Annotated in this window: 21 protein-coding genes; 12 read left to right on the top strand and 9 right to left on the bottom strand. The window is 64.0% G+C overall.

Annotation, left to right across the window (positions count from 1 at the left end):
• Positions 1-8 precede the first annotated feature (8 nt).
• Positions 9-935, top strand: a complete 927-nt coding sequence (locus J4P02_RS12835; RefSeq protein WP_426190723.1) for a glycosyltransferase — start codon at positions 9-11, stop codon at positions 933-935.
• Between the two features lie 127 nt (positions 936-1,062).
• Complete coding sequence (locus J4P02_RS12840) at positions 1,063-1,317, top strand: hypothetical protein (protein ID WP_426190725.1); 255 nt, start codon at positions 1,063-1,065, stop codon at positions 1,315-1,317.
• A gap of 41 nt (positions 1,318-1,358) precedes the next feature.
• On the opposite strand, the gene glp is transcribed toward J4P02_RS12840, so the two are convergent.
• Positions 1,359-2,546, bottom strand: a complete 1,188-nt coding sequence (glp, locus tag J4P02_RS12845) for a gephyrin-like molybdotransferase Glp (RefSeq protein WP_426191092.1) — start codon at positions 2,544-2,546, stop codon at positions 1,359-1,361.
• Between the two features lie 22 nt (positions 2,547-2,568).
• The gene (moaB, locus tag J4P02_RS12850; RefSeq protein ID WP_426190727.1) at positions 2,569-3,108 is read right to left on the bottom strand and encodes a molybdenum cofactor biosynthesis protein B; all 540 of its coding nucleotides are present in this window, start codon (positions 3,106-3,108) and stop codon (positions 2,569-2,571) included.
• Positions 3,109-3,320: 212 nt separating this feature from the next.
• Between moaB and J4P02_RS12855 the strand changes: the two genes are divergently transcribed.
• Positions 3,321-3,542: a YgdI/YgdR family lipoprotein gene (locus tag J4P02_RS12855; RefSeq protein WP_426190729.1), complete on the top strand. Its 222-nt coding sequence runs from the start codon at positions 3,321-3,323 to the stop codon at positions 3,540-3,542.
• 73 nt (positions 3,543-3,615) lie between these two features.
• Here the strand turns inward: J4P02_RS12855 and J4P02_RS12860 are convergent, their stop codons facing one another.
• The 6 genes from J4P02_RS12860 to J4P02_RS12885 form a co-directional block, all read right to left on the bottom strand.
• Positions 3,616-4,506, bottom strand: coding sequence for a pseudouridine synthase (locus J4P02_RS12860; protein ID WP_426190731.1), 891 nt, complete (start codon positions 4,504-4,506; stop codon positions 3,616-3,618).
• 68 nt (positions 4,507-4,574) lie between these two features.
• Positions 4,575-4,895, bottom strand: coding sequence for a transcriptional regulator (locus tag J4P02_RS12865; protein ID WP_426190733.1), 321 nt, complete (start codon positions 4,893-4,895; stop codon positions 4,575-4,577).
• 40 nt (positions 4,896-4,935) lie between these two features.
• On the bottom strand, positions 4,936-5,376 hold the full coding sequence (locus J4P02_RS12870; protein ID WP_426190735.1) for a S24 family peptidase: 441 nt from the start codon (positions 5,374-5,376) through the stop codon (positions 4,936-4,938).
• Between the two features lie 110 nt (positions 5,377-5,486).
• On the bottom strand, positions 5,487-5,723 hold the full coding sequence (locus J4P02_RS12875) for a glutaredoxin family protein (protein WP_426190737.1): 237 nt from the start codon (positions 5,721-5,723) through the stop codon (positions 5,487-5,489).
• A gap of 70 nt (positions 5,724-5,793) precedes the next feature.
• A complete protein-coding gene (locus J4P02_RS12880) occupies positions 5,794-6,765 on the bottom strand; it encodes an acyltransferase family protein (protein WP_426190739.1) in 972 nt (323 codons plus the stop codon).
• Between the two features lie 37 nt (positions 6,766-6,802).
• Positions 6,803-7,897: an acyltransferase family protein gene (locus tag J4P02_RS12885; protein ID WP_426190741.1), complete on the bottom strand. Its 1,095-nt coding sequence runs from the start codon at positions 7,895-7,897 to the stop codon at positions 6,803-6,805.
• A gap of 218 nt (positions 7,898-8,115) precedes the next feature.
• Here J4P02_RS12885 and J4P02_RS12890 point away from each other — a divergent pair, with 218 nt between their 5' ends.
• Positions 8,116-10,071, top strand: coding sequence for a monovalent cation:proton antiporter-2 (CPA2) family protein (locus tag J4P02_RS12890; RefSeq protein WP_426190743.1), 1,956 nt, complete (start codon positions 8,116-8,118; stop codon positions 10,069-10,071).
• Between the two features lie 28 nt (positions 10,072-10,099).
• Here the strand turns inward: J4P02_RS12890 and J4P02_RS12895 are convergent, their stop codons facing one another.
• Positions 10,100-11,308: an ammonium transporter gene (locus tag J4P02_RS12895; protein ID WP_426190745.1), complete on the bottom strand. Its 1,209-nt coding sequence runs from the start codon at positions 11,306-11,308 to the stop codon at positions 10,100-10,102.
• Positions 11,309-11,642: 334 nt separating this feature from the next.
• On the opposite strand from J4P02_RS12895, the gene J4P02_RS12900 reads away from it, so the two are divergent.
• The 8 genes from J4P02_RS12900 to J4P02_RS12935 all read left to right on the top strand — a co-directional run bounded on the left by J4P02_RS12900 (position 11,643) and on the right by J4P02_RS12935 (position 23,775).
• On the top strand, positions 11,643-11,957 hold the full coding sequence (locus J4P02_RS12900; protein WP_426190747.1) for a DUF883 family protein: 315 nt from the start codon (positions 11,643-11,645) through the stop codon (positions 11,955-11,957).
• 1 nt (position 11,958) lies between these two features.
• Positions 11,959-12,348 (top strand): phage holin family protein, encoded by a 390-nt coding sequence (locus tag J4P02_RS12905; protein WP_426190749.1) that lies wholly within the window; start codon positions 11,959-11,961, stop codon positions 12,346-12,348.
• Positions 12,345-12,683 carry a hypothetical protein gene (locus J4P02_RS12910; protein WP_426190751.1) on the top strand — a complete coding sequence of 113 codons (339 nt, stop codon included), beginning with the start codon at positions 12,345-12,347 and terminating at the stop codon, positions 12,681-12,683. Before J4P02_RS12905 ends, J4P02_RS12910 begins: the two co-directional genes overlap by 4 nt.
• A gap of 155 nt (positions 12,684-12,838) precedes the next feature.
• Positions 12,839-14,002 carry an EAL domain-containing protein gene (locus J4P02_RS12915; RefSeq protein ID WP_426190753.1) on the top strand — a complete coding sequence of 388 codons (1,164 nt, stop codon included), beginning with the start codon at positions 12,839-12,841 and terminating at the stop codon, positions 14,000-14,002.
• 86 nt (positions 14,003-14,088) lie between these two features.
• Entirely contained in the window at positions 14,089-15,420 is a 1,332-nt protein-coding gene (locus tag J4P02_RS12920; protein WP_426190755.1) for a deoxyguanosinetriphosphate triphosphohydrolase, read from the top strand.
• A 751-nt stretch (positions 15,421-16,171) separates the two neighbouring features.
• A complete protein-coding gene (locus tag J4P02_RS12925) occupies positions 16,172-17,896 on the top strand; it encodes a ShlB/FhaC/HecB family hemolysin secretion/activation protein (RefSeq protein ID WP_426190757.1) in 1,725 nt (574 codons plus the stop codon).
• A 101-nt stretch (positions 17,897-17,997) separates the two neighbouring features.
• On the top strand, positions 17,998-22,956 hold the full coding sequence (locus J4P02_RS12930) for a hemagglutinin repeat-containing protein (RefSeq protein WP_426190759.1): 4,959 nt from the start codon (positions 17,998-18,000) through the stop codon (positions 22,954-22,956).
• A gap of 192 nt (positions 22,957-23,148) precedes the next feature.
• The gene (locus J4P02_RS12935) at positions 23,149-23,775 is read left to right on the top strand and encodes a response regulator (protein WP_426190761.1); all 627 of its coding nucleotides are present in this window, start codon (positions 23,149-23,151) and stop codon (positions 23,773-23,775) included.
• The last annotated feature ends 26 nt before the right edge of the window (positions 23,776-23,801 follow it).

A 23,801-nucleotide genomic window follows, 5' to 3' on the forward strand; every position in this document is an offset into this window, starting at 1 on the left:
CATGGACAATGTCGACCTTGCGCGTGGCCTGTGTGATCCCCACCTACAACGGCTGCCAGGACCTGGCCCGCTTGCTGGATTCCCTGGAGCGGCAGAGCGCGCCGTTCACCACCCTGATCGTCGATTCCAGCTCCCGCGACGGCAGCTATGAACTGGCCCTGTCGCGCTGTGCCAACGTGCTGCGCATCGACAGCCGCGACTTCAACCACGGCGGCACCCGACAGCTGATGGTGGAGCGCAACCCCGACTTCGACGTCTACGTGTTCATGACCCAGGACGCCTACCTGGAGGATGCCGAGGGCATCGCCCGCATCGTCGCGCCCTTCGCCGACCCGCAAGTCGGTGCCGTGTGCGGCCGCCAACTGCCGCATCTGGATGCCAGCCCCCTGGCCACCCACGCACGGCTGTTCAACTACCCGGCGAGCTCCCAGGTGAAAAGCCTGGCCGACATCCCCGCGCTAGGGATCAAGACCGCGTTCATGTCCAATTCCTTCTCCGCCTACCGACGCGAGGCGTTGATGCAAGCCGGCGGTTTTCCCAACCATGTGATCCTTTCTGAAGACATGTACGTCGCCGCCAAGATGCTCCTGGCGGGCTGGAAGGTGGCCTACGCAGGCCAGGCCTGCTGTCGCCATTCCCACAACTACAGCCTCAAGGAAGAATTTCGCCGCTATTTCGACATCGGCGTGTTCCATGCCCGCGAACCCTGGATCCGCCAGGCGTTCGGCGGTGCCGGTGGCGAGGGGCTGCGCTATGTCAAATCCGAATTGCAGTTCCTCGGGCCCAGGCGCCTGTTGGAGTGGCCGGGGTCGCTGCTGCGCAACGCAGTGAAACTGTTCGCCTACAAACTCAGCCAGCAGGAGCGCTACCTGCCCCTGGGCCTGAAGAAAAACCTCGGCATGTACCGGGGTTACTGGGACAGCCCCTACGCCTGAATCGCGGTCCGAGAGTTAAAGCGAATTTTCTGACGGAAGAAAGAGAATTGCCTGAATTGACCCTTTTGAGCCAATCAGTGACTGTGCTGGGCAGGCGCTGACGCCTGATACAAGGAAGTGCAGAGTCATGAACGACAAGGGGTTTTATCCACGGGCGCACTCGCCGCTCAAGCGCATCAAGGACAGTTCCTGGCTCAGTGACGAGCCCGCCCGGAACTTCGATCTGCCGCTCACCGCGCCAGCACATCCGCCTCATTCCAGGTTGCTGCCGATTCTTCGGCGCCTGGCTTGGCTGGCACTGGCGGGATCAATACTGGCGGGGCTGCTGACCTGGGGTTTCCACAGCCGTTTCGGCCTGCTGCTGTTATTGCTGCTGCGTTGAACGGCAAGCCACGGGCCCGGCGTCGAGCCGGGCCCGCCGGGTCAATCCAGCACTTCACTCAAGGGAATGAAATTGACCTGATCACCTTCCACCAGAGTCCGCCCTTCCTGCACCTCCACCAAACCCTCGGCCCAGGCCGCACTGCGCAATACACCTGAACTCTGGTTGCGGTAGATGATCGCCCGACCGTTCTCCAGGCGCCCACGCAGGTACTCGCGACGATTGCCGGCCTGGGGCCAGGCAAAACCTGCCGGCACCGGAAAACTCAGGGGCTGCACCTGCTGCACGCCCTGGCGGCGCAACAGATAAGGCCGCGCCAGCAGGGCGAAGGTCACCAGGGTGGAGGCCGGGTTGCCTGGCAGGCCAATCACCGGCACCCCACGAAAATGCCCGAACGTCAGGGGCTTGCCGGGTTTGATCGCCAGCTTCCACAAGGCCAGCTCGCCGGCTTCACGCAGGGCGATGCCGAGGAAATCCGCCTCGCCCACCGAGACCCCGCCGGTGGACAGAATCAGGTCGACATCCGCCAACTGCGCCAGGCGCTGGCGGGTCGCGGGCAGGTCGTCCGGCAGGATTCCGGCGTCCAGCACCTCGCAACCCAGGCGTTGCAGCCAGCTGCACAGCAGCACCCGATTGCTGTTGTAGATCTGCCCCGGGCCCAGGGGCTGGCCCGGTTCCACCAATTCATCACCGGTGGACAGCACTGCCACCCGTACTCGGCGTACCACCTCCAGCTCGGCGCACCCAAGGGAGGCGGCCAGGCCCTGCTCGATCGGGCCCAATCGGCTTCCCGCCGCCAGTACCTGCTCGCCCACGGTGGTTTCCTGGCCTTGAGGGCGGATGTTCTGGCCAAGCTTCAGCGGCTCGCGAAACCGTACTCGCTGGTCATCCTCGACCTGGACGTTCTCCTGCATCTCGACGCAATCGGCGCCGGCCGGCATCGGTGCGCCGGTAAAAATTCGCGCACAGGTGCCTGGTTGCAGTGGCTCTGGGCTCTGCCCGGCGAAAATCCGCTGGCTCACCGGCAGCGGCTCGCCCTTGCAGTCCTCCAGACGCAAGGCGTAGCCATCCATGGCGCTATTGGGCCAGGGCGGCAGGTCCAGTCCGGAAATCAGGGCCTCAGCCAGCACCCGGCCCTGGGTCGCCGCCAGGGGCAAGCGTTCGCGCTCGACGATGGGCGCCGCTTCGGCCATGGCCAGCAGGCGCTGCAGCGCCTCCTCCACCGGCATCAAGGTGCCGAGCTTGCCCGGCTTACCCACGGGATTCACAGGGCGCGGCCTGTTTCAGGTGAGGAACGAAGTTGCACGGGCGATGACGCGAGTCCAGCTGTTCGGCAAGAATCCCGTCCCAGCCGGTACGCACCGCGTTGGTAGAGCCCGGCAGGCAGCACACCAGGGTGCCATTGGCCAGGCCGGCCAATGCCCGGGACTGCACGGTGGAGGTGCCGATGTCGGCCACCGAGATCTGCCGGAACAACTCGCCAAAGCCATCGACCTGTTTGTCCAGCAGGCAGCTCACCGCTTCCGGGGTGCTGTCGCGTCCGGTAAAGCCGGTGCCGCCCGTGATCAACACCACCTGCACCAGATCGTCGGCGATCCAGGTGGCGACCTGGGCGCGGATCTTGTACAGATCGTCCTTGAGCAGGACCCGTGCCGCCAGCCGATGGCCTGCGGCGCCCAGGCGCTCGACGAAGACCTGTCCGGAGGTGTCGGTTTCCAGAGTGCGGGTGTCACTGACAGTCAGCACCGCGATGTTCAGGGGCACAAAAGGTACATCAGCCTTGGCTTTCATAGGCTCGATCCAGAGGTTAAAAAACAGCCCGGAGTTATATCACAGCGCCTGGCCCCGCCGTCCGTGAACGGCGACAAGCCGTGCGCTAATCTTCCACAGTCCCCCCTGCGATCCGCCTGGCGACGTGGCAGAATGTCCCTGGCCAAGGAACTTGCAGACGTTGTATACGTCTGAAGACCAGCACTTTAAAGACCCCATTTCGGAGACAGACAATGATTCAACGGACCCTCGCCACTCTCATGCTCGCCCTGGGCCTGGCCACTCTCGCCGGTTGCGCTTCGCCGACAGTGCTCACCCTGAATGACGGTCGCGAAATCCAGGCCGTCGACACCCCGCACTACGACAAGGATTCGGGCTTCTACGAGTTCGAACAACTGGACGGCAAGAAGACCCGCATCAACAAGGATCAGGTTCGTACCGTCAAGGAGCTGTAAGCCTGACGCCTGTCGACCCGTCCTGAATAAAACCCGCTTGCTGCGGGTTTTATTGTTTCTGTGGCCTGGAATTTCACCACTGCAGGCTGATGCGACTTTCGAACTCGCGCGCCTGCCCGGTCAGCGGATCGCTGAAACGCAGGCCCTGGGCCAACAGCTTCAGGGGCTTGGCAAAATCGTCTTCGGCATCCCGAAGCACATCGGGATAGAAGGGGTCATTGCAGATCGCCGCGCCCAGGGCGCTCATATGCACCCGCAACTGATGCTTCTTGCCCGTTACCGGGAACAGCGCATAGCGCCACAGGTCGCCGTGTTTTTCTCGAACCTCGATGGCGGTTTCGGTATTGCTCACGCCCTCGCCTTCCTGCATGCGAAAGAAGGGTTCGCCATCCACCAGGCGGCTTTTATGCACCAGGGGAAAGTTCAGCTGCGGCAAGGCAGGGGCTATGGCTTCGTAGCGTTTCTCGATCTGTCGGGTGGGGAACAGCGCCTGATAGGCCGAGCGGCTGTCGGGGTGAGCGGAAAACAGCACCAGCCCCGCCGTGTGCCGGTCGATACGGTGCAGGGGCACCAGATGGGGGTTGTCCAGGCGCCGGATCAGGCGCCGCAGCAAGGTCTGCTCAACGTATTCGCCCGCAGGCGTCACCGGCAGGAAATGCGGTTTGTCCGCCACCACCAGATGCTCGTCGGCATACAGGATGCTCTCCTGCACCGCGATCACCTTCTCATCCGGCACCTCGCGGAAGTAGTGAATGCGCAGACCTTCGCGATAGGCCAGGCCCAGGTCGATGGGTTGCCCATTGCCATCCAGCACCCGGCCACGGGCGATGCGGTCCAGCCATTGCTCGCGACTGATGGCCTTGAAGTGATCGCACAGGCAATCCAGTACCGTCGCCCAGGAACCGGGAGGCAGGTACAAGGTACTGGCCTGATGCTGTGCAGCGGAAAAACTCGCGGAAGACATACAAAAGCTCGAAGGACCAATGCAAGACGGCATTATCCAACAGCGCACTCCAGGAGCCTAGGCCAACCTCAAGCGCAGGACTGCCTACCCTCGGCTGCCGCCTCGGTGAACTCCTTGAGCCAGCGCAGCACATCCACAGCCTCCCAGCGCCCCGGATCATAGAGGGCATACAGCAGCCCCTGGTAACCCACCACATCCAGTTGCCGGTGATAACCCGCGCGCTGGAACAAGGCCTCGATCTCGGCGAAGCAGGTATTGAAATGTAGCTTGTTGAAGGGCGTCTTGCCTTCGGTCACCAAACCATCCAGGCGCAATTCCAGCACTGCCTCGCGGACCACATCAGCGGACATGCGGTTCACGCTGTTCTTCAATTGTTCAACATTGACCATCATCTATTCCTTTAACGGTGTGAAGCTTGCGCCACGTCCATCAGGGCTCTTTGCGCCCCACATAACTGACCACCCACAGCACCACGCCCCAGATCTCGATCGAGCCCAGATCATCCAGCACCACGGAAGGGATTGAAGGCCGCGCCGCCTTGAGCAGCAGGCCGCCACGGGGGTCGTGCGCCAGCAGGCGCAGCGAGAATTCGCTGGCGCCCGCGGCACGCACTATCAGGTATTGATCCACCACCGGCGTGGCCGAACGATCGACGATCAGCCGATCACCAGGGTAGATGCCGAAGCCCAGCAAGGTTTCGTCATCAACTGACAGGCCATGGATCTCTGGAGCGCCCAGGCCCAGGCTGCGATCGAGGGAGAAACCGCTGCCGCAGGGCTCCTGGGCCTGGCAAGCGCCGTCGCGCAGATCCAGGAAGGAAGTTGGCAGCGGCTGCGAACGCGCAGTAGGGGTCAGGAAAGTGAGAGACATGGCGAGGCTCCTCGATAGCTGTATGCATATACAGTAAACCAATCGACGGATCTCGCCAACGAATTCCAACCGCGGGCGACAGATGGAAACCTGCCGCTAGCGCACCCTCGTCAACGCAGGAAAGCCACCACCTGCTCGGCATCGAAGGGCCAGCCCAGCTCGGCGCCATTGTCGACCCGGCGTAGCACCGGAATGCGCAGGCCATAGGCTTCGAACAGTTCCTGACTGTCGGCGATATCCACCAGCTCGACCAGCAGGCCGTGCTCTACCAGCGGCATCAGCTCGGCCTCGGCGAGCTCGCACAGATGGCAACCCAGGGTGCCGAACAATTGGCATTCGGAAGGCATGACAGGACAACCCTTGAAGAACAGGCGGTCATTCTAGGCTCGGGAATAACCGCCGTCGACCGCCGCCCCTTCAGAGAATGAAAGCGACCCGGCGACTGGCCAGGACCAGCAACGGCGCCACGCCAAAGGCCAGCAGCAGTACCAGCAGCGCCATCAGGTTGCCGTAGGCCATGCCTAGCCCCAGCGCGCCATAGATGAACCAGGGGTGCAGGTAGTAAACCGCCGAAGACAGCTTGGCGCTGAAGTTGCTGTGGCCGGCGCGAAAGTACGCCAGCGGCAACAGGAACAGCGCCGGGGCTATCACCAGCAGCGACAGGAGGAAATCGAAGTTCTGCTCGACATCCGCCCGCAGCGCGAAATTCAACGCCGCCTCGCCGAAGATCGCCGCCAGCCCCAGCACCAGCCAGCACCACAGGCTACGCCGGCTGAAGCGCTGCGCCAGTTGATGGCGGGCACAGAGAAAGCCGATGGCCATGAATGGAAAGCCCATGAACAGGAAATTGCGCGCCGTGTAATCGTTCTGGTTGAAGTGCTGGACAAAGCCATTGGCGAACTCCACATAGACTCGCGCATATTGCAGGCCCAGGCCTGTCAGGAAGGCCGCCAGGGCCAGGCCGATCAGCACCGTCGAAGAGCGCTTGCGCAGCACCAGCAACAGCACCCCGCCGCCGAGCATGCCCAGCAGGTACCAGAGGTGGAAATAACCGATCAGCAGCTTCTTCACTATGCCCAGCAGCCCGCCAAGGCTGGCGACGGTTGCGGGGTCGACGTACTGCGGGCTGTAGACCAGCATCCAGAACAGATAGATCAGCAAGCCGCGCTTGAACCACTGGGCAAAGGAATGCCCGCCATTGAGGGTCTGGTACAGGTAGTAGCCGTTGACGATAAAGAAGGTCGGCACCGCCACCCGGAACAGGCCGTTGCACAGCAAATAGCCGGCCCAGGTGTAATTGCCCCCCAGCAGCTTGCAGTGCAAGGCCACCACCATGATCGCCAGCAGGACTTTCAGCGCATCAAGATTGGCATTCAGGACTTTCGACATCGATGGCTACTCGAACGGGCTGGGAGAATCCTGCACATCACACCGGATCGTAATGTTTGCGCCGGGCCACGGAACTGAAGCGCCGCTTGCAGTAGGCCGTAGCACGATCGAGGATCGGCTTCTCGTAGAACTGGTAGCCCAGCCAGCCATAGCAGACCACCGCGGCCATCATCAGCAGGCAGAAAATCAGGTTATCCACATAGCTGGCGGGCCAGGCACCTATCACCTGCCAGGCCCTGCCGATCACCCCCAGCACCAGCAAATGGGACAGGTAGATGGTGTAGGACATATCCCCCGTGGCGGTAAGAAACGCCGGCATACGAATCAACTCACGCCGCTCCAGCAAGGCCAGGGACAGCACCAGGCTGCCGAATGTCAGGCCCACCGCCAACATCCTCGGCAAGCCCTCGGTGAAGAACAACTGGTAGACATGGATCAGCGGAAAGCCCACCAGCAAGGCCGCCGCCAGCACGCCCCAGACCAGTGCCGTGGGCACCCTGGCGCTATAGGGCCCATAGAAGAACAGGGCCAGGGCACTGCCGACGATAAATTCCAGGGCATAGGGGTGCAGCATGATCTTCAGGGCCGGGGAATAGTCCTGCCAGTCCTGCAGCAGGTTGAACGCCACCAGCAACAGCGCCCACAGCAGCAAGATCAGTGGCAGCCAGCGCTCCTTGAAGAACAGGAACAGGGTGAACATCAGGTAGAACCACAGTTCGAACAGCAGCGACCAGGCCACCATCACCAACAGCACCCGGTCATTGGGCAGCAGCAGGAAGGACATCCACAGGTTCGAGCCGCCATGGCTGCTGTTCACCAACCCCGGCTGCCACAGGTACACCCCCAGGGTGATGAAGAAATACAGCCAGTAGGTCGGGTAGATCCGCGACAGGCGATTGAACAGAAAACGCTGGGTCTCGACGCTGCTCTGGAAGCGCCCGCGGCTGACGATGACCATCACGAAGCCGCTGATGACAAAGAACAGATCGACCCCGAGCTGGAAGAAATTCAGCACGCTGGGCAGCAGGGTGTCGCCACCGGAGTATTTGCTTTCAACCGACATCATGTGGAACAGCACCACCCCCAGCACCGCGGCGCCGCGCAACCCTTGCAGCGAATACAGACGCTCCATATACCTCTCCGGCTCCACACTGGCGGGCTTCGGCCATTGATCCGGTGGCCCTGGCACAGCCTTTATCGACAGTTTTTGAGCATAGCGAAGGCTGGTGAATATGAGACATTCGCAACCAAGAATGATCTGCGTCAGGGCGCTTTTTTGTCCTGCAGGTGATTCTCGCAACCTTTTGCCTCTAGGCTTTGCCCTGCTCGCCCCTTGTCCGGAGATGCCCGTTGTTTGCCAATCTGCTGATCATTCTCGCCTCCTCGCTGGTGGTTATCGCGCTGTTCCGGCGCCTGAGCCTGCCACCGGTGCTGGGTTACCTGAGCGTCGGCCTGATGGTGGCGCCCACCGCCCTGGACTGGGTCGACGACAGTGAAGACCTGCCACACCTGGCGGAACTGGGGGTGGTGTTCCTGCTGTTCTCCCTGGGCCTGGAATTCTCCCTGTCGAAGATGCTCGCCCTGCGTCGCGTGGTGTTTGGCCTGGGCAGCCTGCAAGTGCTGTGCAGCGGCCTGATCCTCGGTGCGCTGCTGACACTGTTCGGCATGCCCCTGAGCGCGGCACTGATGCTGGGCACCGGCCTGGCCCTGTCGTCCACCGCCATCGTCAGCAAGGAACTCACCAGCCTCGGCGAGATCTTCAGCAGCCACGGGCAGAACGCCATTGGCGTGCTGCTGTTCCAGGACGTGGTGGCGGTGCTGCTGCTGACCCTGGTACCGGTGTTCGCCGGCAGCAGCGACCAGGCCTGGTACTGGGCCCTGCCCCTGACCCTGGGCAAGACCCTGATCCTGTTCTTCGGCCTGCTGCTGGCCAGCCGCTGGCTGCTGCCACGGCTGTTCCATGAAGTCGCCGCGTCCCATTCCGCCGAGCTGTTCGTGCTGCTGGCCCTGGTGATAGTGCTGCTAACCGCCTGGCTCACCCACCTGCTGGGCCTGTCACCGGCCCTGGGGGCCTTCCTCGCCGGCATGCTGCTGGGGGAAAGCCATTACCGGCACCAGATCGAAGCCGATATCCGGCCCTTTCGCGACATTCTCCTGGGGCTGTTCTTTGTCAGCATCGGCATGCTCATCGACCTGCAGTTGTTCATCCAGAATGCGCCGTTGATCCTCGGCCTGACCCTGGCCCTGCTGCTGATCAAGGGTTCGGTGGTGGCGGCCCTGCTCAAGCTGCGCGGCAGCGACGGTGAAACCGCCTGGCGCAGCGGCCTGGCCCTGGCCCAGGGCGGCGAATTCTGCTTCGCCCTGATGGCGCAGATGCAACTCAACCAGATGCTGCCCGCACACATTGGCAACCTGCTGCTGGCCGCCACCTTCTGCTCCATGCTGCTGACCCCCCTGCTGCTGCGTGCCGCACCACGCATCACCGCGCGCCTGCACCGCAAGCCCAACCAGGCCGCACAGCTGGAGGAAATCAGCGCGCAGAATGCCCAGTTGCAAGGCCATGTGCTGATCTGCGGTTATGGCCGGGTTGGCCAGTCCATCGGTCGCTTCCTGCGCCATGAACAGCTGCGCTACATCGCCCTGGACGATGACCCGGTGCGGGTCCAGGAAGCCTCGGCGGCGGAAAGCTGCGTGCATTACGGCGATTGCCGGCGCGCCGACCTGCTGGCCGCGGTGGGCCTGGAGCGGGCGCGCCTGCTGGTGATTGCGGTGGATAAAAGCGACATCGCCCTGACCGTGCTCAAGGCCGCCCGGCGCCTGGATCGCAACGTGCCGATCCTGGTGCGCACCCGGGACGACAGCCAGCTGGCGGAGCTCAAGGCCGCCGGGGCCAATGAGGTGGTGCCCGAGCTCCTGGAGTCAAGCCTGATGCTCGCCTCCAATGCACTGATCATGCTCGGCCTGCCGGAGCAGCGGGTGCAACGCACGGTGGATGAAGTGCGCCACAGCCGCTATCGCCTGCTGCACGGTTTCTACCACGGCGCCCAGGACAGCGCCCTGGACAACCACGAACCGCCGACGGTGCAGATGCATGCCGTGAGCCTCGACGCCGATGCCCATGCCTGCAACCACTTGCTGGCCGAGCTTGGCCTGGACCAGTTGGGCGTGGATGTGCGCGCCGTCCAGCGCAACGGCAGCGACCTGCCGCTGAACCCGGCACCGCGCCTGCAGGCCGGCGACCGGGTGCTGATCTGTGGCACCCAGGCCGCGATCGAAGCCTGCGAGGCGCGCCTGCAGGGTGGCTAAAGCCTGGCAGGCCGCCCGTGGATGCCGGTCAGTCCTGGCTCACCGCGCCGATCTTGTGCAGCGACAGATCGGCGCCGTAGTACTCCTGCTCCTGGGTCAGGCGCAGCCCGCACGTGGCCTTGATCAGGCCATACACGGCAAAGCCCCCGAGCAACGCCACCGTCACCCCGAGGCTGGTGCCGAGCAACTGGCTGATCAGGCTGACACCGCCCAGGCCGCCCAAGGCGCTCTGGCCGAAGATCCCGCAGGCGATGCCGCCCCAGACGCCGCACAAGCCATGCAGTGGCCAGACCCCGAGCACATCGTCGATCTTCCATTTGCTCTGGGTGGCGATAAAACACCAGACGAACAGCGCCCCGGCAATCGCCCCGGTCAGCAGTGCGCCCACCGGATGCATCAGGTCCGAACCGGCACACACCGCCACCAGCCCGGCCAAGGGCCCGTTGTGCAAGAAGCCCGGGTCATTGCGGCCGACGATCAGCGCCGCCACCGTGCCACCGACCATGGCCATCAGCGAATTCACCGCCACCAGCCCGCTGACCCCTTGCAGGGTCTGGGCGCTCATCACGTTGAAGCCGAACCAGCCGACAATCAGAATCCACGACCCCAGGGCCAGGAAGGGAATGCTCGACGGCGCGAACGCCACCAGCTTGCCGTCGCGATAACGACCATTACGCGGGCCCAGCAACAGCACCGCCGCCAGCGCCAGCCAGCCGCCCATGGCATGCACCACCACCGAGCCGGCGAAATCATGGAAGGCGGCGCCAAAGCGCTGCTGCAACCAGGCCTGCACGCCGAAGTTGCCGTTCCACACCAGGCCCTCGAAAAACGGATAGACCAGGGCCACGATCAACACCGTGGCACACAATTGCGGGACAAAACGCGCGCGCTCGGCGATGCCGCCAGAGATAATCGCCGGAATGGCCGCGGCAAAGGTCAGCAGGAAGAAGAACTTCACCAGGCCGTAACCGTGATCGGCGCTGATCACCGCCGCCGGTTGCAGGAAGCTCACGCCGTAGGAGATCCAGTAGCCTATAAAGAAGTAGGCCAGGGTCGAGACGGCGAAGTCGCTGAGGATCTTCGACAGGGCATTGACCTGATTCTTCTGCCGCACCGTGCCGACTTCAAGGAAGGCGAAACCGGCGTGCATGGCCAGGACCATGACCGCCCCGATCAGGATGAACAGGGTATTGGAACCGTGGACCAGGGTGTCCACAGCGCTTTGCAGATTTTCCATGGAGTAGGCAGATCCGAAATCAGCCATCATCTGCCCGCATACCTGGCTCGACCTTGCACCAAGTTGGCCCCCGCAGGCGCCATGGCGCGCTATCGGTGAACCGTTTTGGCGCGTCACGGGCCGGACGCGAGGTCAGCGGGAAGCGATTGACCTGGGGGTTGGTTTTTTTTGGCCAGGGTTTACGCGGGCTAGCGCGCCACCCTCGCTCGTTTTCGGCGCAAACCAGGGGCCGCGCGCACCAGGACGTAGCAAAAGCTGTACCAGCCCATTGCAGTGAACCTTCACGCAGGGCTCACACTCATAGCTCTCACAAGCCACCAACGGAGTAACAAGCATGGCCAGCAAAACGGCAAAGACGGCTCAAGAAGTACTGATGGCGGATTTTCAGGCACTGGTCAGCGACACCGAACGCCTGCTGGAACACACCGCGACCCTGGCCGGCGACCAGGCCGATGAACTGCGCGAACAGATCCACGACAGCCTGCTCAAGGCCCGGGAGACCCTGCAACTGACCGAGGAGTCCCTGCGCCAGCGCGGCCAGGCCGCGGTCAGCGCCGCCGAAGACTACGTGCAAAGCAACCCTTGGCAATCGGTGGGCATCGCCGCCGGCGTGGGTTTCCTGATCGGCCTCCTGGCGACGCGGCGCTGATATGAGCAACGACTCATCCACTGCATCTGACGGCGGCCCGAGCGCCTCTTCACGACGCCTGGGGGCTGCGGTCCTGGGCCTGTTGCACAGCCACGTCGAACTGTTCGGCATCGAATTGCAGGAACAGAAGGCACGCACCGTCAGCCTGCTGCTGTTCGCCGGGCTGGCCCTGGTGTTTGCCCTGCTGTTGCTGGTGGGGCTGTCGGCCCTGGTGCTGATCCTGCTGTGGGACAGCTATCGCCTGGCCGGGATCATCGGCCTGTGCCTGTTCTATGCCCTGGCGGCGCTGTTCTGCGGCCTGCGCCTGAAGGCCGCGGTGTTCGACGAGTCCTCGCCCTTCCACGCCACGCTGGAAGAGCTGGCCAATGATCGGGAGCGACTGCTGCCATGAAGTTGCCTGATATCCCGCAGAACGCTTCACGCCAGGAAATGCGCAAGGCCCTGATCCGCCTGCGCATGGAAATGCACCGCCAGGAAATCCGCAACGAATCCCGGCAGCTGCTGCAACCCCTGCAACGCATCCGCGGCCTGGGTCAGAGCTGGCAGCAGGGCCTGGGGATCAAGCACGCGCCACTCTGGGGCGTGGCCCTGGTCACCGTGCTGGGTTTCATTACCGGCAAGGGCGCCAAGGGCGGTGGCGGCAATCTGCTGCGCCTGGTGCGCCTGGGCACTGGCTTGCTGCCCTTGCTCAAGCTGGTGCTGCAAGGCGCCTCGCGCAAACCCTGAGCCCTGCGCCGCCGGTAGCGATCTGCCGGCGGTACACCTGGCTGCATTCTTGCTAAGCAACCCGGATCGGCCCCTTCAACCCAGGGGCCGCGCTCCCGGCTGACTAACCGCCAGCCGCGACGCCACGCCAACAAGACGCCTACTAAGGAGGCCCCGTGATCGACGGGCAACCGCTCGCCTGCTTCCAGCCCTTTATCGACACCGCCACCGGGCGTATCGCCGGGGTCGAAGCCCTGGGCCGCCTGCGCCAGGGCGATGGCCAACTGGCCTCGGTGGGCCCGCTGTTCGCCGATCCCCGCAGCCCCTCCAGCGCCCTGCGCCGGCTCGACCGCCAGGTGCGCGACGACGCCTTGCGCCGCCTCCCCGAGGCCCCGGCGGACTGGTTCCTGAGCTTGAACATCTCTCCGCGCTGGATCAGCCAGCTACGCCCCGGGCAACCCTTGCCCAGCCTCAGGCAGTTGCAGCAGCACGGCATCGATCCACGACGCATCGTCTTCGAGATCACCGAGCTGGGGGGCAACAGCCAGCGCCTGGCGGAAGTGGTAGCGCGCTATCGCCAGGCCGGGGCACGCATCGCCATCGACGACTTCGGCGCCGGCTATTCACAGCTCGATCGGGTGCTGGCCCTGCAACCGGACATTCTCAAGCTCGACATGCGCCTGTTCCAGGCCGCGGCTCGGGGCGGCCCCAGCAGCGACGTGGTCAAGGCCCTGGCGCAGATGGCGGAAAAAACCGGTTGCTGGATCATCGCCGAAGGGGTGGAGACCGAGGCCGAACTGGATTTCGCCCTGGAGTGCGGTTCGCGCTATGTGCAGGGTTTCCTGTTTGCCCGGGCCGAGGAACAGCTGTTCGCCAGCGATGCCTTCGTCCAGCCCTTTGCCCGCCTGCGCGAACGCTATGTGCGGCACAAGCTGGCCGAGCGCAACCGGCTGATGCGCCTGCGCCAGCAGCTGGCACAACTGATGACCCTGCTGCAGGCCTGGGCCCAGGCCCAGGCGCCCATCAGCCAACTGCCGACGGTCGAGGCCTTTCCCTGGCTGCTGCGCTTCTACCAATGCGACCGCCACGGCACCCAGCTGACCCCGAACCTGGAATGGCGGCACAACAGTTGGCAGGCCGACAGCAGCTATGTGGGCCACAACTGGTCCTGGCGCCCGTACTTCTACCACCTGCTGGCCGAAGGCTGGGAGGAGCGCCGGCTGATTCTCTCCAGCACCTACCGTGACGCCACCAGCAACCAGTACTGCCTGACCGCCGGGCAGTTCTTCGCCAATGGCCAGCGCCTGCTGCTGATCGATATCGATGCCGCCGGCCTGTAGCGGCCATGGCGCCCTTTCTTCCTCTTGCGGCCATGGCCGGGAACCCGGAAGCTGGGCGCCTCAGTTATTTCTCGGAGAGACCCGCCTTGGATTGGCAGACCCTGCTCAACCGCGAACGCCTCGGAAAGCCAGTGCACAGCCCGGAAGAACTTGGCCGTAGCCCTTTCCACAAAGACCATGACCGCATCATCTTCTCTGGCGCCTTCCGCCGCCTGGGGCGCAAGACCCAGGTGCACCCGGTGTCGAGTAACGACCATATCCACACGCGCCTGACCCACTCCCTGGAAGTCAGCTGTGTCGGCCGCTCCCTGGGCATGCGCGTTGGCGAGACCCTGCGCGGCGCCCTGCCCGACTGGTGCGAACCCAGCGACCTGGGGATGATCGTGCAATCGGCCTGCCTGGCCCACGACATCGGCAACCCACCCTTCGGCCATTCCGGCGAAGACGCCATCCGCCACTGGTTCCAGCAGGCCGCCGGGCGTGGCTGGCTGGATGCCATGAGCGAGACCGAGCGCCTGGACTTCCTCAATTTCGAAGGCAATGCCCAGGGCTTCCGGGTGCTGACTCAGCTCGAATACCACCAGTTCGACGGCGGCACCCGACTGACCTACGCCACCCTCGGCACCTACCTCAAGTACCCCTGGACCGCGCGCCACGCCGACGCCCTGGGCTACAAGAAGCACAAGTTCGGCTGCTATCAGAGCGAACTGCCGTTGCTCGAGCAGATCGCCCACAAGCTCGGCCTGCCGCAGTTGGAGGAGCAGCGCTGGGCCCGGCATCCGCTGGTGTACCTGATGGAGGCCGCGGACGACATCTGCTACGCCCTGATCGATCTCGAGGACGGCCTGGAAATGGACCTGCTGGAGTACGCCGAGGTCGAAGCGCTGCTGCTGGGCCTGGTGGGCGACGACCTGCCGGAAACCTATCGCCAGCTGGGCCCCAGTGATTCGCGCCGGCGACGCCTGGCGATCCTGCGCGGCAAGGCCATCGAGCACCTGACCAATGCCGCTGCCCGGGCCTTCGTCGAGCAGCAGGACGCCCTGCTGGCCGGCACCCTGCACGGCGACCTGGTGGAGCATATGCACGGCCCGGCCAAACGCTGCGTGCTCAATGCCAAGGACGTGGCGCGGCGCAAGATCTTCCAGGACAAGCGCAAGACCCTGCACGAGATCGGCGCCTACACCACCCTGGAGATCCTCCTGAACTCCTTCTGCGGCGCAGCGCTGGAGCAGCATGGCGGCAGGACCCCATCATTCAAGAACCGGCGGATTCTCGATCTGCTGGGCATCAACGCACCGGACCCGCACTGGCCGTTGCACAAGTCATTCCTGCGGATGATCGACTTTATCGCAGGCATGACCGACAGCTATGCCAGCGAAATGGCCCGGGAAATGACCGGCCGCTCCAGCCCGCAATAACCCCGCCCATCCGGCACCTGGCACAGCGCCAAGTGCCGGATATCAGCGAGCAATGCTCGCCGCACAACTAAGGGATTCCCCTAGGGGCAAATCTTGAACCCTTGACCGAGCACTTCGCCGAGGCGCCCGCCTGCCGGGCATACTGCCGCCAAAAGCCCAGGAAACAGAGCTAGGGCATTCCCTTAACGATGAAAATTAGTTCATGAACAAACAGAAATAGAGCAACTACTCAGATAAAAACAGCAACTAGCAATCCGCACTTGTTATTCGCGCAGTGGACAACCGGCCAAGTTTACAAATTCAACGACTCCGCTGCCTATTCAACCAAAGATCCTACCTTTCAGAATCTACAATATTGACCAGGCCCCTTGCCGTTCAAGGCTTGCAGGAAAATATTGTTAGCCTTCTATGCATTTACAATTTACATACAAATCGATTTTTTAGTTTCGGATAGTCTCGATTTCAACAGGAAATTTCCCCGCCGAACGCCTCCGATAAAATAATTCCGCTCTGCGCTGTAATCTTTCCACCGCAACTCACTCAACCCTTTTGTCATACCTGAATTTGCACTGTTTCATCTAACTCTCAATCAGGAATTGTCACTCGCGAGCACGTGAACATAGTCCCCGGATATCACTGCCGAATGGGCCTTATGTTTACAGAGCGAAATTGGAAGCGACGTCACTAGTTGAGCCGCAACGACTGGCTTTTCTGTTGTTCGTCACTTGGTCTTTTCAAGTAAGGATGCCAAGTGCCCTATACATCACATACCGACAGTTCCCGTCCGCGCTACAGCACCCATTGCTGCCTGGGCTTGCTGCTGGCCCTGGCGCCCCTGACACCGGCCCTGGGCGACGGCCTTCAACCCGGCCAGGAAGCCCTGCGCCTGCAGCAGCAACAGCAGCGGGACTTGCAACAGTTGCAGTTGGAACAGCGCCAGCGGCAGATGCAACGCGGCAGTTTCAGCAGCAGCCCGGTCACCCCGCAGCAGGCGGAACCAGGTGCCAGCGACAGCCGCTGCTGGCCACTGAGCGGCACCCGCATCGGCGGCGTCAGCCTGTTCGCCAAGGCCCGGCTCAACGACTTCATCAAGCCCTATGTAGCACCGTGCATGGGGGTCAACCAGATCAACCAGTTGCTGGCGGCCATTACCCGGCTCTATGTCGAGGCCGGCTATATCGCCAGTCGTCCTTATCTGGCCAGCGCCCCGGCGGCCGGGCACAGCCTGGATATCCTGGTGGACGAAGGCTACGTGGAGGCCATCGAACTGGCCGACCAGAGCCTGCCGGTATCCTTGCGCGGGGCCTTCCCCGGCATGCTCGGCCAGCCGCTGAACCTGCGTGACCTGGAACAGGGCCTGGATCAGCTGAACCGCCTGCGCTCCCTGAACCTGACCGCCGATATCGCCCCCGGCAGCCAACCCGGCGCCTCGCGAATCATCCTGCGCTCGCGCAGCAGCGCCGTGCGCTGGGGCCTGGGCCTGGGTGTGGATAACCTGGGCAGCGCCAGCACCGGCCGCGACCGGCAGTCGATCAACTTCAACCTCGACAGCCCGCTGCAGATCAACGACGCGCTGAACCTGAACTACAGCGACACCCTCAACCAGGGCCCGCGCTATAGCCGCAGCAGCAGCCTGTTCTACTCGGTGCCCTACGGCTACTGGACCTACAGCCTGTTCGCCAGCCATGCCGAATACCGCGCGCCACTGAAACTGGCTCGCACCACCTTGTACAACAGCGGTCGCACCGACATGGTCAGCGGCCGCGCCGACCGGGTGCTGTGGCGCGACCAGAGCCACCAGCTCAGCGCCAACCTGCAACTGGCCTACAAGGACGTCGACAGCTACCTGCAAAAGGCCCACCTGCAGATCCAGAGCCCGACCCTGACCGTGGCCGAAGCCGGGCTCAACCTGTTCTGGCTCGACAGCGCAGTGTGGAACCTGGATTTCAACTACGCCCAGGGCCTGACCTGGTTCGGTGCCGACCGCGACTCGCAGCAGGTGCAGCGCAACCTGCCCCAGGCGCAGTTTCGCAAGTACCGCGCCGGCCTCAGCCAGTGGCGCAACGGCCAGCTGGGCGACCAGCGCTGGCAATGGCAGAGCCAGCTCTCGGCGCAATACAGCGCCGACCCGCTGCCGGCCATCGAACAACTGCTGGGCACCGACGATTCAGCGGTGCGCGGTTATCGCCTCAACAGTGCTTCCGGCGCCATCGGCGCGGTGTGGCGCAACACCCTGCGCCTGCCGCTGAACACTGACCTGCCGGTCAGCATCACCCCGCGCCTGGGCCTGGACAACGGCTGGCTCAAGGCCGAGCACGGAGCCCAGGGGCGGCGCCTGGGCGGTGCCAGCCTGGGACTCAACCTGGCCTGGAAAAACCTCCAGTTCGACCTCGACTACCAACGCAGTCTCACCACCCCACAGGGCTTCCGAACGGAGCCGGAAGTCTGGCTGGCCAGGGTCAGCCTGCAACTTTGAGCGATCGCCGATTAGCCTGAATCACCCGATGAACCTGAGCCCCAAGCGCCGTTGCCACCCAGAAAGCAACGCCCGGCTCAACCAGTCAGAACGAGGTTCTCATGCCTGACAACACACACAGCTTTCACCTTTCACCCCAGGGCACCTTGCGCTGGACCATCGCCGGCCTGTTGCTGGCCGCCCACCTGCCCCTGGCCCTGGCCGGCGGCATCACCGTGGTCACCGGCCCCGGCGGCACCCCGCAATTGCGGGACCAGGGCGGTGTGCCCATCGTCAATATCGTCGCGCCCAATGCCGGCGGCCTGTCCCACAACCAGTTCCTCGACTACAACGTCGGGCAACAGGGCGTGGTGCTGAACAACGCCTTGCAGGCCGGGCAGTCGCAACTGGCCGGGCAACTGGCGGCCAACGCCCAGTTCCAGGGCCAGGCGGCCAGCGTGATCCTCAATGAAGTGATCAGCCGCAACGCCTCCCAGCTCAATGGCGCCCAGGAAATCTTCGGCCACGCCGCCGACTTCGTGCTGGCCAACCCCAATGGTATCTCGGTCAATGGCGGCAGCTTTATCAACACCCCCAACGCCAGCCTGGTGGTGGGCCGCCCGGAACTCCAGGACGGCAAGCTGCAAGGGCTCAACACCCAGGACGCCCGCGGCCAGCTGGATATCCACGGCAAGGGCCTGGCCAACGCCGAGGGCTCGATCAACCTGATCGCGCCGCGCATCGACAGCCAGGGTGCCCTCAAGGCCCGCGACCAGCTGAATGTCACTGTCGGCCGCAACCAGCTGGATTACCCCAGCGGCAAGGTGCTGAATGTCGATCCGGCCAGCCGCACCCAGGAGCAGCGCATCGACGCCAGCCTGTTCGGCGCCATGCAGGCCGGGCGGATCAATATCGTCAGCACCGCCGAAGGCGCCGGGGTACGGGTTGGCGCGGTGCAGGTGGACGGCCGTGACGGGGTCAAGCTGAGCTCCGCAGGTGACCTGGATATCCGCGGCCAGGCCGTGGACAACAGCCTCGACGCGACCCGCGCCGGGGTGCGCAGCCAGGGCGATATCGAGTTGCACGGGGCCAAGGACCTGAGCCTCGCCGCCACCGACGTCAACGGCCGCAACGTCAAGCTCGACGCCGGGCGCAACCTGACCCTGAGCAGCATCGAAAGCCGCAAGCTCCAGGAAAAGCGCCAGCAGTGGGACAACAGCACCATCGGCATCACCTGGGAAACCTACGAGCGCACCGAGACCGACAGCGACAGCCGTCAGCACGGCACCCAGGTGCTGGCGCAGCAGGACGCCGAGCTGAAATCCGGCGCCAACACCCAGATCCAGGGCAGCCGTGTCGAGGCCGGCCAGCGCCTGAGCGCCCAGAGCGGCGGCGACCTGCAACTCACCGCCGCCACCGAAACCCACACCCAGCGCGACCAGGGCCAGCACCGCAAGCACCTGTGGAAGGAAAACTGGGACAACGCCAGCAGCCAGCAGCGCAGCGTCACCAGCCAGCTCAAGAGCGGCAAGCAGTTGGACCTGAACAGCCAGCAGAAACTGCAACTGCAGGGCGCCGAGCTGCACAGCCAGGGCGACATCCAGCTGGCGGCCAAGGAAGTGGACATCAACAGCGCCAGCCGCCAGCAGAGCCAGAGCAACCAGCACTACTCCGGCGACCTGGTGGGCGGTGGTTTCTTCGGCAAGAACGCCGATGGCGACCAGGGCAAGACCGAAAACCAGGGCAGCAAGGTCAATGCCGACGGCAAGCTGATCGTCCGCGCCGACAGCGTGCGCATCAGCGGCAGCCAGGCCCGTGGCGGCACCCAGGCCAGCGTGATCAGCGAGCAGGGTTCGCTGACCATCGACGGCGTGCAAGACACCGCCCACAGCAACAGCCACAGCAATGACAGCAAGTTCTTCGGCATCAGCAAAGACGAGAGCCGCCAGCAGAGCAAGCACAGCACCACGGTCGGCAGCCAGTTGCGCTCGGACAGCAACCTCAAGTTGCAGAGTGCCGCAGACCTCGACATCAGCGGTTCCCAAGTGGCCGCTGCAGGTCAGCTGGACGCCAGCGCCAAGGGCTCGGTCAAGGTCACGGCCGCCGCCGACACCCAGCACGACAGCAGCAGCTCGCAACAGCGCGGCTTCGACGCCTACGCCAAGGAAAACGCCCCGGGCACCCGGCAATATCGCGCCGGCGTGCGTTACCAGGATGAGCAGCGCAGCGCCAGCAGCGACAGCACCCGGCAGCAGGGTTCCAGCCTCAGCGGCGCGACCTTAGCCGTGAGCGCCGGCGACGAACTGCAGGTGCAAGGCAGCAAAGTGACGGCCACCGCCGGCGATGCCAGCCTCAGCGGCAAGAACGTGCAATTGCTGGCCGCCGACAACAGCACCGAGCAGCACAGCGACAGCCGCACCACCGGTGGCGGTTTCTACTACACCGGCGGCCTGGATCGTGCCGGCAATGGCCTGGAAGTGGCACACCGCAGCAGCGAGGACAGCAGCAGCCAGCACAACGCGCAAACCAGTGGCATCAACGCCAGCGGCAACCTCAGCATCACTGCCGGCAATCGCCTGACTACCGAAGGTGCCCAGGTCCAGGCGGGTGGTGCCTTGCAGGTCAACGCCGGGGAGATCGACAACCGCGCCGCGTACAACAGCGAAAGCAGCCAGCACCGGGAAAACAACTGGGCGGTGGATGTGGGCGCCAACGTTGAATACAAGGACGTCACCCGGCCGATCGAGAAAGCCATCCAGGGCGTGGCCCAGCGCAAGTTCCATCAACCCGGCGTGCTCGACGCCCTGGGCCAGCCCAACGTCGGCCTGGATGTGGATGTCAGCCACCAGAACCGCCAGAGCGACAACTCAGCCCAGACCGCGCAGGTCAGCCAGCTGAGCGGCGCGCAAGTCACGGTCAAGGCCGACGGCCAGTTGCGTGACCAGGGCACCCAGTACCGCGCCACCGACGGCAGCCTGAAAATCGGCGCCGAGAGCCTGGTGGCCAGCGCCGCCAGCAATAGCCAGAGCAGCAGCGAACAGGCCCTGGACGCCAAGGTCGGGGTTCGGGTCTACACCAATACCGGTGAAGACCTGAATGTTCGCGGCAGTGGCGCCGGTGGCAGCAGCACGGTCACCAGCAGCAGCGACAAGGCCCAGGTCGGCAGCTATGCCGGCAGCCAGGGGGTGGAGATCAAGCTGGCCGGCGATGGCCGCTTCGAAGGCAGTCAGTTCAATGGCGGCCAGAGTGGCGTGCGCATCGACAGCGGCGGCGAGCTGGCGCTGAACCAGGCCAATGACCGCCAAACCAGCGGCAACTCCAGCCTGCGCGGCGATGCCTCGTTGACCGTCGGCACCACCCCGGGCACCAGCGGCAGCAACCTCAACCTCGGCGCCGGGCTGCAACTGGACCACAAGCGCCTGGACCAGCAAGACAGCCAGGCCCGGGTGGCCAGCATCCAGGGCCAGGGCCCGGTGCAGCTCAACAGCGGCGCCGGCCTGACCCTGCAAGGCACGCAAATCGGCAATGCCGCGCGCCCCGCTGGCGATATCAGCCTGAACGCCGGCGGCAAGCTCGACCTGCAAGCCGCGCGGGACAGCCACGCCAGCCAGGGCAGCAACCTGGGTGGCGGCCTGACCGCCGGTGGCAGCAAGACCAGCAGCGAGCAAAGCAGCGGCAAGAGCGCCAACCTCAGCGCCAACTTCAACATTGGCCGGGTCTCGGAAAACGACCAGAGCCAGCGCGGCGCCCAGCTCTACAGCCAGGGCCAGGTGCTGTTGGGCAGCAACGCCAGCGGTAGCGATGCGGTTCACCTCGAAGGCACGCGGATCGATGCCGGCAAAGTAGTACTGGACGCCGCCCAGGGCGGTATCTACCAGGAATCGGCGCAGTCCACCCAGGTGCACAACAACTGGGGCCTGACCCTGGGCGCCGGCGGCAGCATGGGCAAGACCATCCAGGCCGACGCCACTGAGCACGACTCGGCGAAAATCGACCGCGGGATCAATGCCCGGGCCAAGATCGATGTCGATCGGCGCCAGAACCTCACCCAGCACAACAGCCTGGTCAAGGCCGACCAGGTAACGGTCAAGAGCGCCGGTGACCTGCACCTGGCCGGTGCGCGGATCGATGCACAACGGGTCGACGGCGCGATTGGCGGCGACCTGAACATCGAAAGCCGCCAGGATCAGGTGCGCAGCACCCAGGTCAACCTCGATGCCAAGCTGGATGTGGAGAAAAACCAGCCAGGGCTGGTGAGCAAGCTGGCCAAGCCCGCAGGCCCGCTCAAGGGCGAGTTGCAGGCCAAGGCCGAGAAAGGCTTCGAGCAGCACCGCGAGAAGCTGGAAAAGGTCGTCGACAAGGGCGCCGACAAGCTCGGTTCGGCCAAGGACAGCCTGGTGGCCCAGGCCAGCGACGCCAAGGAGCGCCTGGGGGAAAAACTCAGCCGCAGCGGCAGCTATGAGGTCAACCCGGAACCCCGCGGGGCCCTGGGCAATGGCGTGGACAAGGCCAAGGGCTACCTGGCCGACAAGGCCGACGCCGTGGGCAACCGTTTCTCCAGCCTGAAGGAGCGCTTCTGGCCCAAGACCAGCGACAGCTACACGGTCAGTGGCAAGGACAGCACCGGCAGCAAGGTGGCCGATACCGCCGAAGGCGTGCTGTTCGGCGACAAGAGCGGCAAGACCAACTACACCCCGACCCTCAACCTGAACCTCAGCCACGCCAGCAAGGACAGCGTGGAACAGGCCTCGGGCATCGGTGCCCAACAGGGCGTCGACCTGCGGGTGAGCGGCGCAACCAACCTCATCGGGGCGCGCATCGGCACCGAACAGGGCCGGGTCGAACTCGGTGGCTCCAAGGTCAACCGCAACACCCTGGCCGGCTCGGACTACCGCGTGGATGTCGGGGCCAACCTGTCCAAGTCACCGGTCAACGTTGCCCTGGGCAGCGGTGCCGAGCTGACCCGCAAACAGGATGACGCCACCCGCCAGGACCAGGTGTTCAACCTTGGCCCGCTGCGCATCGGCGGTCACAGTGACAGCCAGGAACTGCAAGCCGGTATCGATCAACCCAAGCCATAAGGACCGGGCCGCCCTCCTGCCGGAGGGCGGCCTTATCGGCCGCAATTTCCCTTCGCTGCCAACTGCCTGTAATCCCTCCCCTTATTCACTGTAAGACCCGTCTTAGAATGAGTCTTAGGGCACTTTTGCGCCTATATCCGCCACTGCAGCTGGGCTACTGTTCGGGCTTTCCCCCAGCGACAGGAGGCCAGCATGGGTTCGGTACTTATCATTGACGATCATCCGGTCATACGCCTGGCCATCCGCATTTTGCTGGAGCACGAGGGCTATCGGATCGCCGGTGAAACCGATAACGGCGTCGATGCATTGCAGATGATCCGCGAGTGCGAACCGGACCTGATCATCCTCGATATCTGCATTCCCAAGCTCGACGGCCTGGAGCTGCTGGAGCGCCTCAACGGTCAGCCCAAACCCTTGCGTACCCTGGTGCTAACAGCGCAGTCGGCATCCCTGTTCGCCAACCGCTGCATGCGCGCCGGAGCCAGCGGCTATGTGTGCAAGCAAGAGGAGCTGAGCGAGCTGGTCAGCGCCATCAAGGCCATCAGCAGCGGCTACAACTATTTCCCCAGCCAGGCCCTGCAAGTGGGCCGCGGCGGTTTTGGCATCACCCTGGAACTGGCGCAGTTCAACTCGCTGAACGATCGGGAATTGATGGTTTTGCAACTGTTCGCCATGGGCCAGACCAACAAGGAAATAGCCACGGGCATGTTTCTCAGCAACAAGACGGTGAGCACCTACAAGAAACGCATCATGCAGAAAATGGCCACCACCTCGATGAATGAACTGGTGGAAATGGCCAAGCGCAACGAACTGATATGAAACGCCAGCCCCCAAAGCCCTACCCG

The sequence above is a fragment of the Pseudomonas sp. NFXW11 genome (genome assembly GCF_049887815.1).
Taxonomy (GTDB): Bacteria; Pseudomonadota; Gammaproteobacteria; order Pseudomonadales; family Pseudomonadaceae; genus Aquipseudomonas.

What these genes read in the sequence shown, in the direction of transcription:
- J4P02_RS12835 (WP_426190723.1), top strand. Translation starts at nt 9, where the DNA reads ATGTCGACCTTGCGCGTGGCCTGTGTGATCCCCACCTACAACGGCTGC.
- J4P02_RS12840 (WP_426190725.1), top strand. Translation starts at nt 1,063, where the DNA reads ATGAACGACAAGGGGTTTTATCCACGGGCGCACTCGCCGCTCAAGCGC.
- glp (WP_426191092.1), bottom strand. Translation starts at nt 2,546, where the DNA reads ATGCCGGTGGAGGAGGCGCTGCAGCGCCTGCTGGCCATGGCCGAAGCG.
- moaB (WP_426190727.1), bottom strand. Translation starts at nt 3,108, where the DNA reads ATGAAAGCCAAGGCTGATGTACCTTTTGTGCCCCTGAACATCGCGGTG.
- J4P02_RS12855 (WP_426190729.1), top strand. Translation starts at nt 3,321, where the DNA reads ATGATTCAACGGACCCTCGCCACTCTCATGCTCGCCCTGGGCCTGGCC.
- J4P02_RS12860 (WP_426190731.1), bottom strand. Translation starts at nt 4,506, where the DNA reads ATGTCTTCCGCGAGTTTTTCCGCTGCACAGCATCAGGCCAGTACCTTG.
- J4P02_RS12865 (WP_426190733.1), bottom strand. Translation starts at nt 4,895, where the DNA reads ATGGTCAATGTTGAACAATTGAAGAACAGCGTGAACCGCATGTCCGCT.
- J4P02_RS12870 (WP_426190735.1), bottom strand. Translation starts at nt 5,376, where the DNA reads ATGTCTCTCACTTTCCTGACCCCTACTGCGCGTTCGCAGCCGCTGCCA.
- J4P02_RS12875 (WP_426190737.1), bottom strand. Translation starts at nt 5,723, where the DNA reads ATGCCTTCCGAATGCCAATTGTTCGGCACCCTGGGTTGCCATCTGTGC.
- J4P02_RS12880 (WP_426190739.1), bottom strand. Translation starts at nt 6,765, where the DNA reads ATGTCGAAAGTCCTGAATGCCAATCTTGATGCGCTGAAAGTCCTGCTG.
- J4P02_RS12885 (WP_426190741.1), bottom strand. Translation starts at nt 7,897, where the DNA reads ATGGAGCGTCTGTATTCGCTGCAAGGGTTGCGCGGCGCCGCGGTGCTG.
- J4P02_RS12895 (WP_426190745.1), bottom strand. Translation starts at nt 11,308, where the DNA reads ATGGAAAATCTGCAAAGCGCTGTGGACACCCTGGTCCACGGTTCCAAT.
- J4P02_RS12900 (WP_426190747.1), top strand. Translation starts at nt 11,643, where the DNA reads ATGGCCAGCAAAACGGCAAAGACGGCTCAAGAAGTACTGATGGCGGAT.
- J4P02_RS12905 (WP_426190749.1), top strand. Translation starts at nt 11,959, where the DNA reads ATGAGCAACGACTCATCCACTGCATCTGACGGCGGCCCGAGCGCCTCT.
- J4P02_RS12910 (WP_426190751.1), top strand. Translation starts at nt 12,345, where the DNA reads ATGAAGTTGCCTGATATCCCGCAGAACGCTTCACGCCAGGAAATGCGC.
- J4P02_RS12930 (WP_426190759.1), top strand. Translation starts at nt 17,998, where the DNA reads ATGCCTGACAACACACACAGCTTTCACCTTTCACCCCAGGGCACCTTG.
- J4P02_RS12935 (WP_426190761.1), top strand. Translation starts at nt 23,149, where the DNA reads ATGGGTTCGGTACTTATCATTGACGATCATCCGGTCATACGCCTGGCC.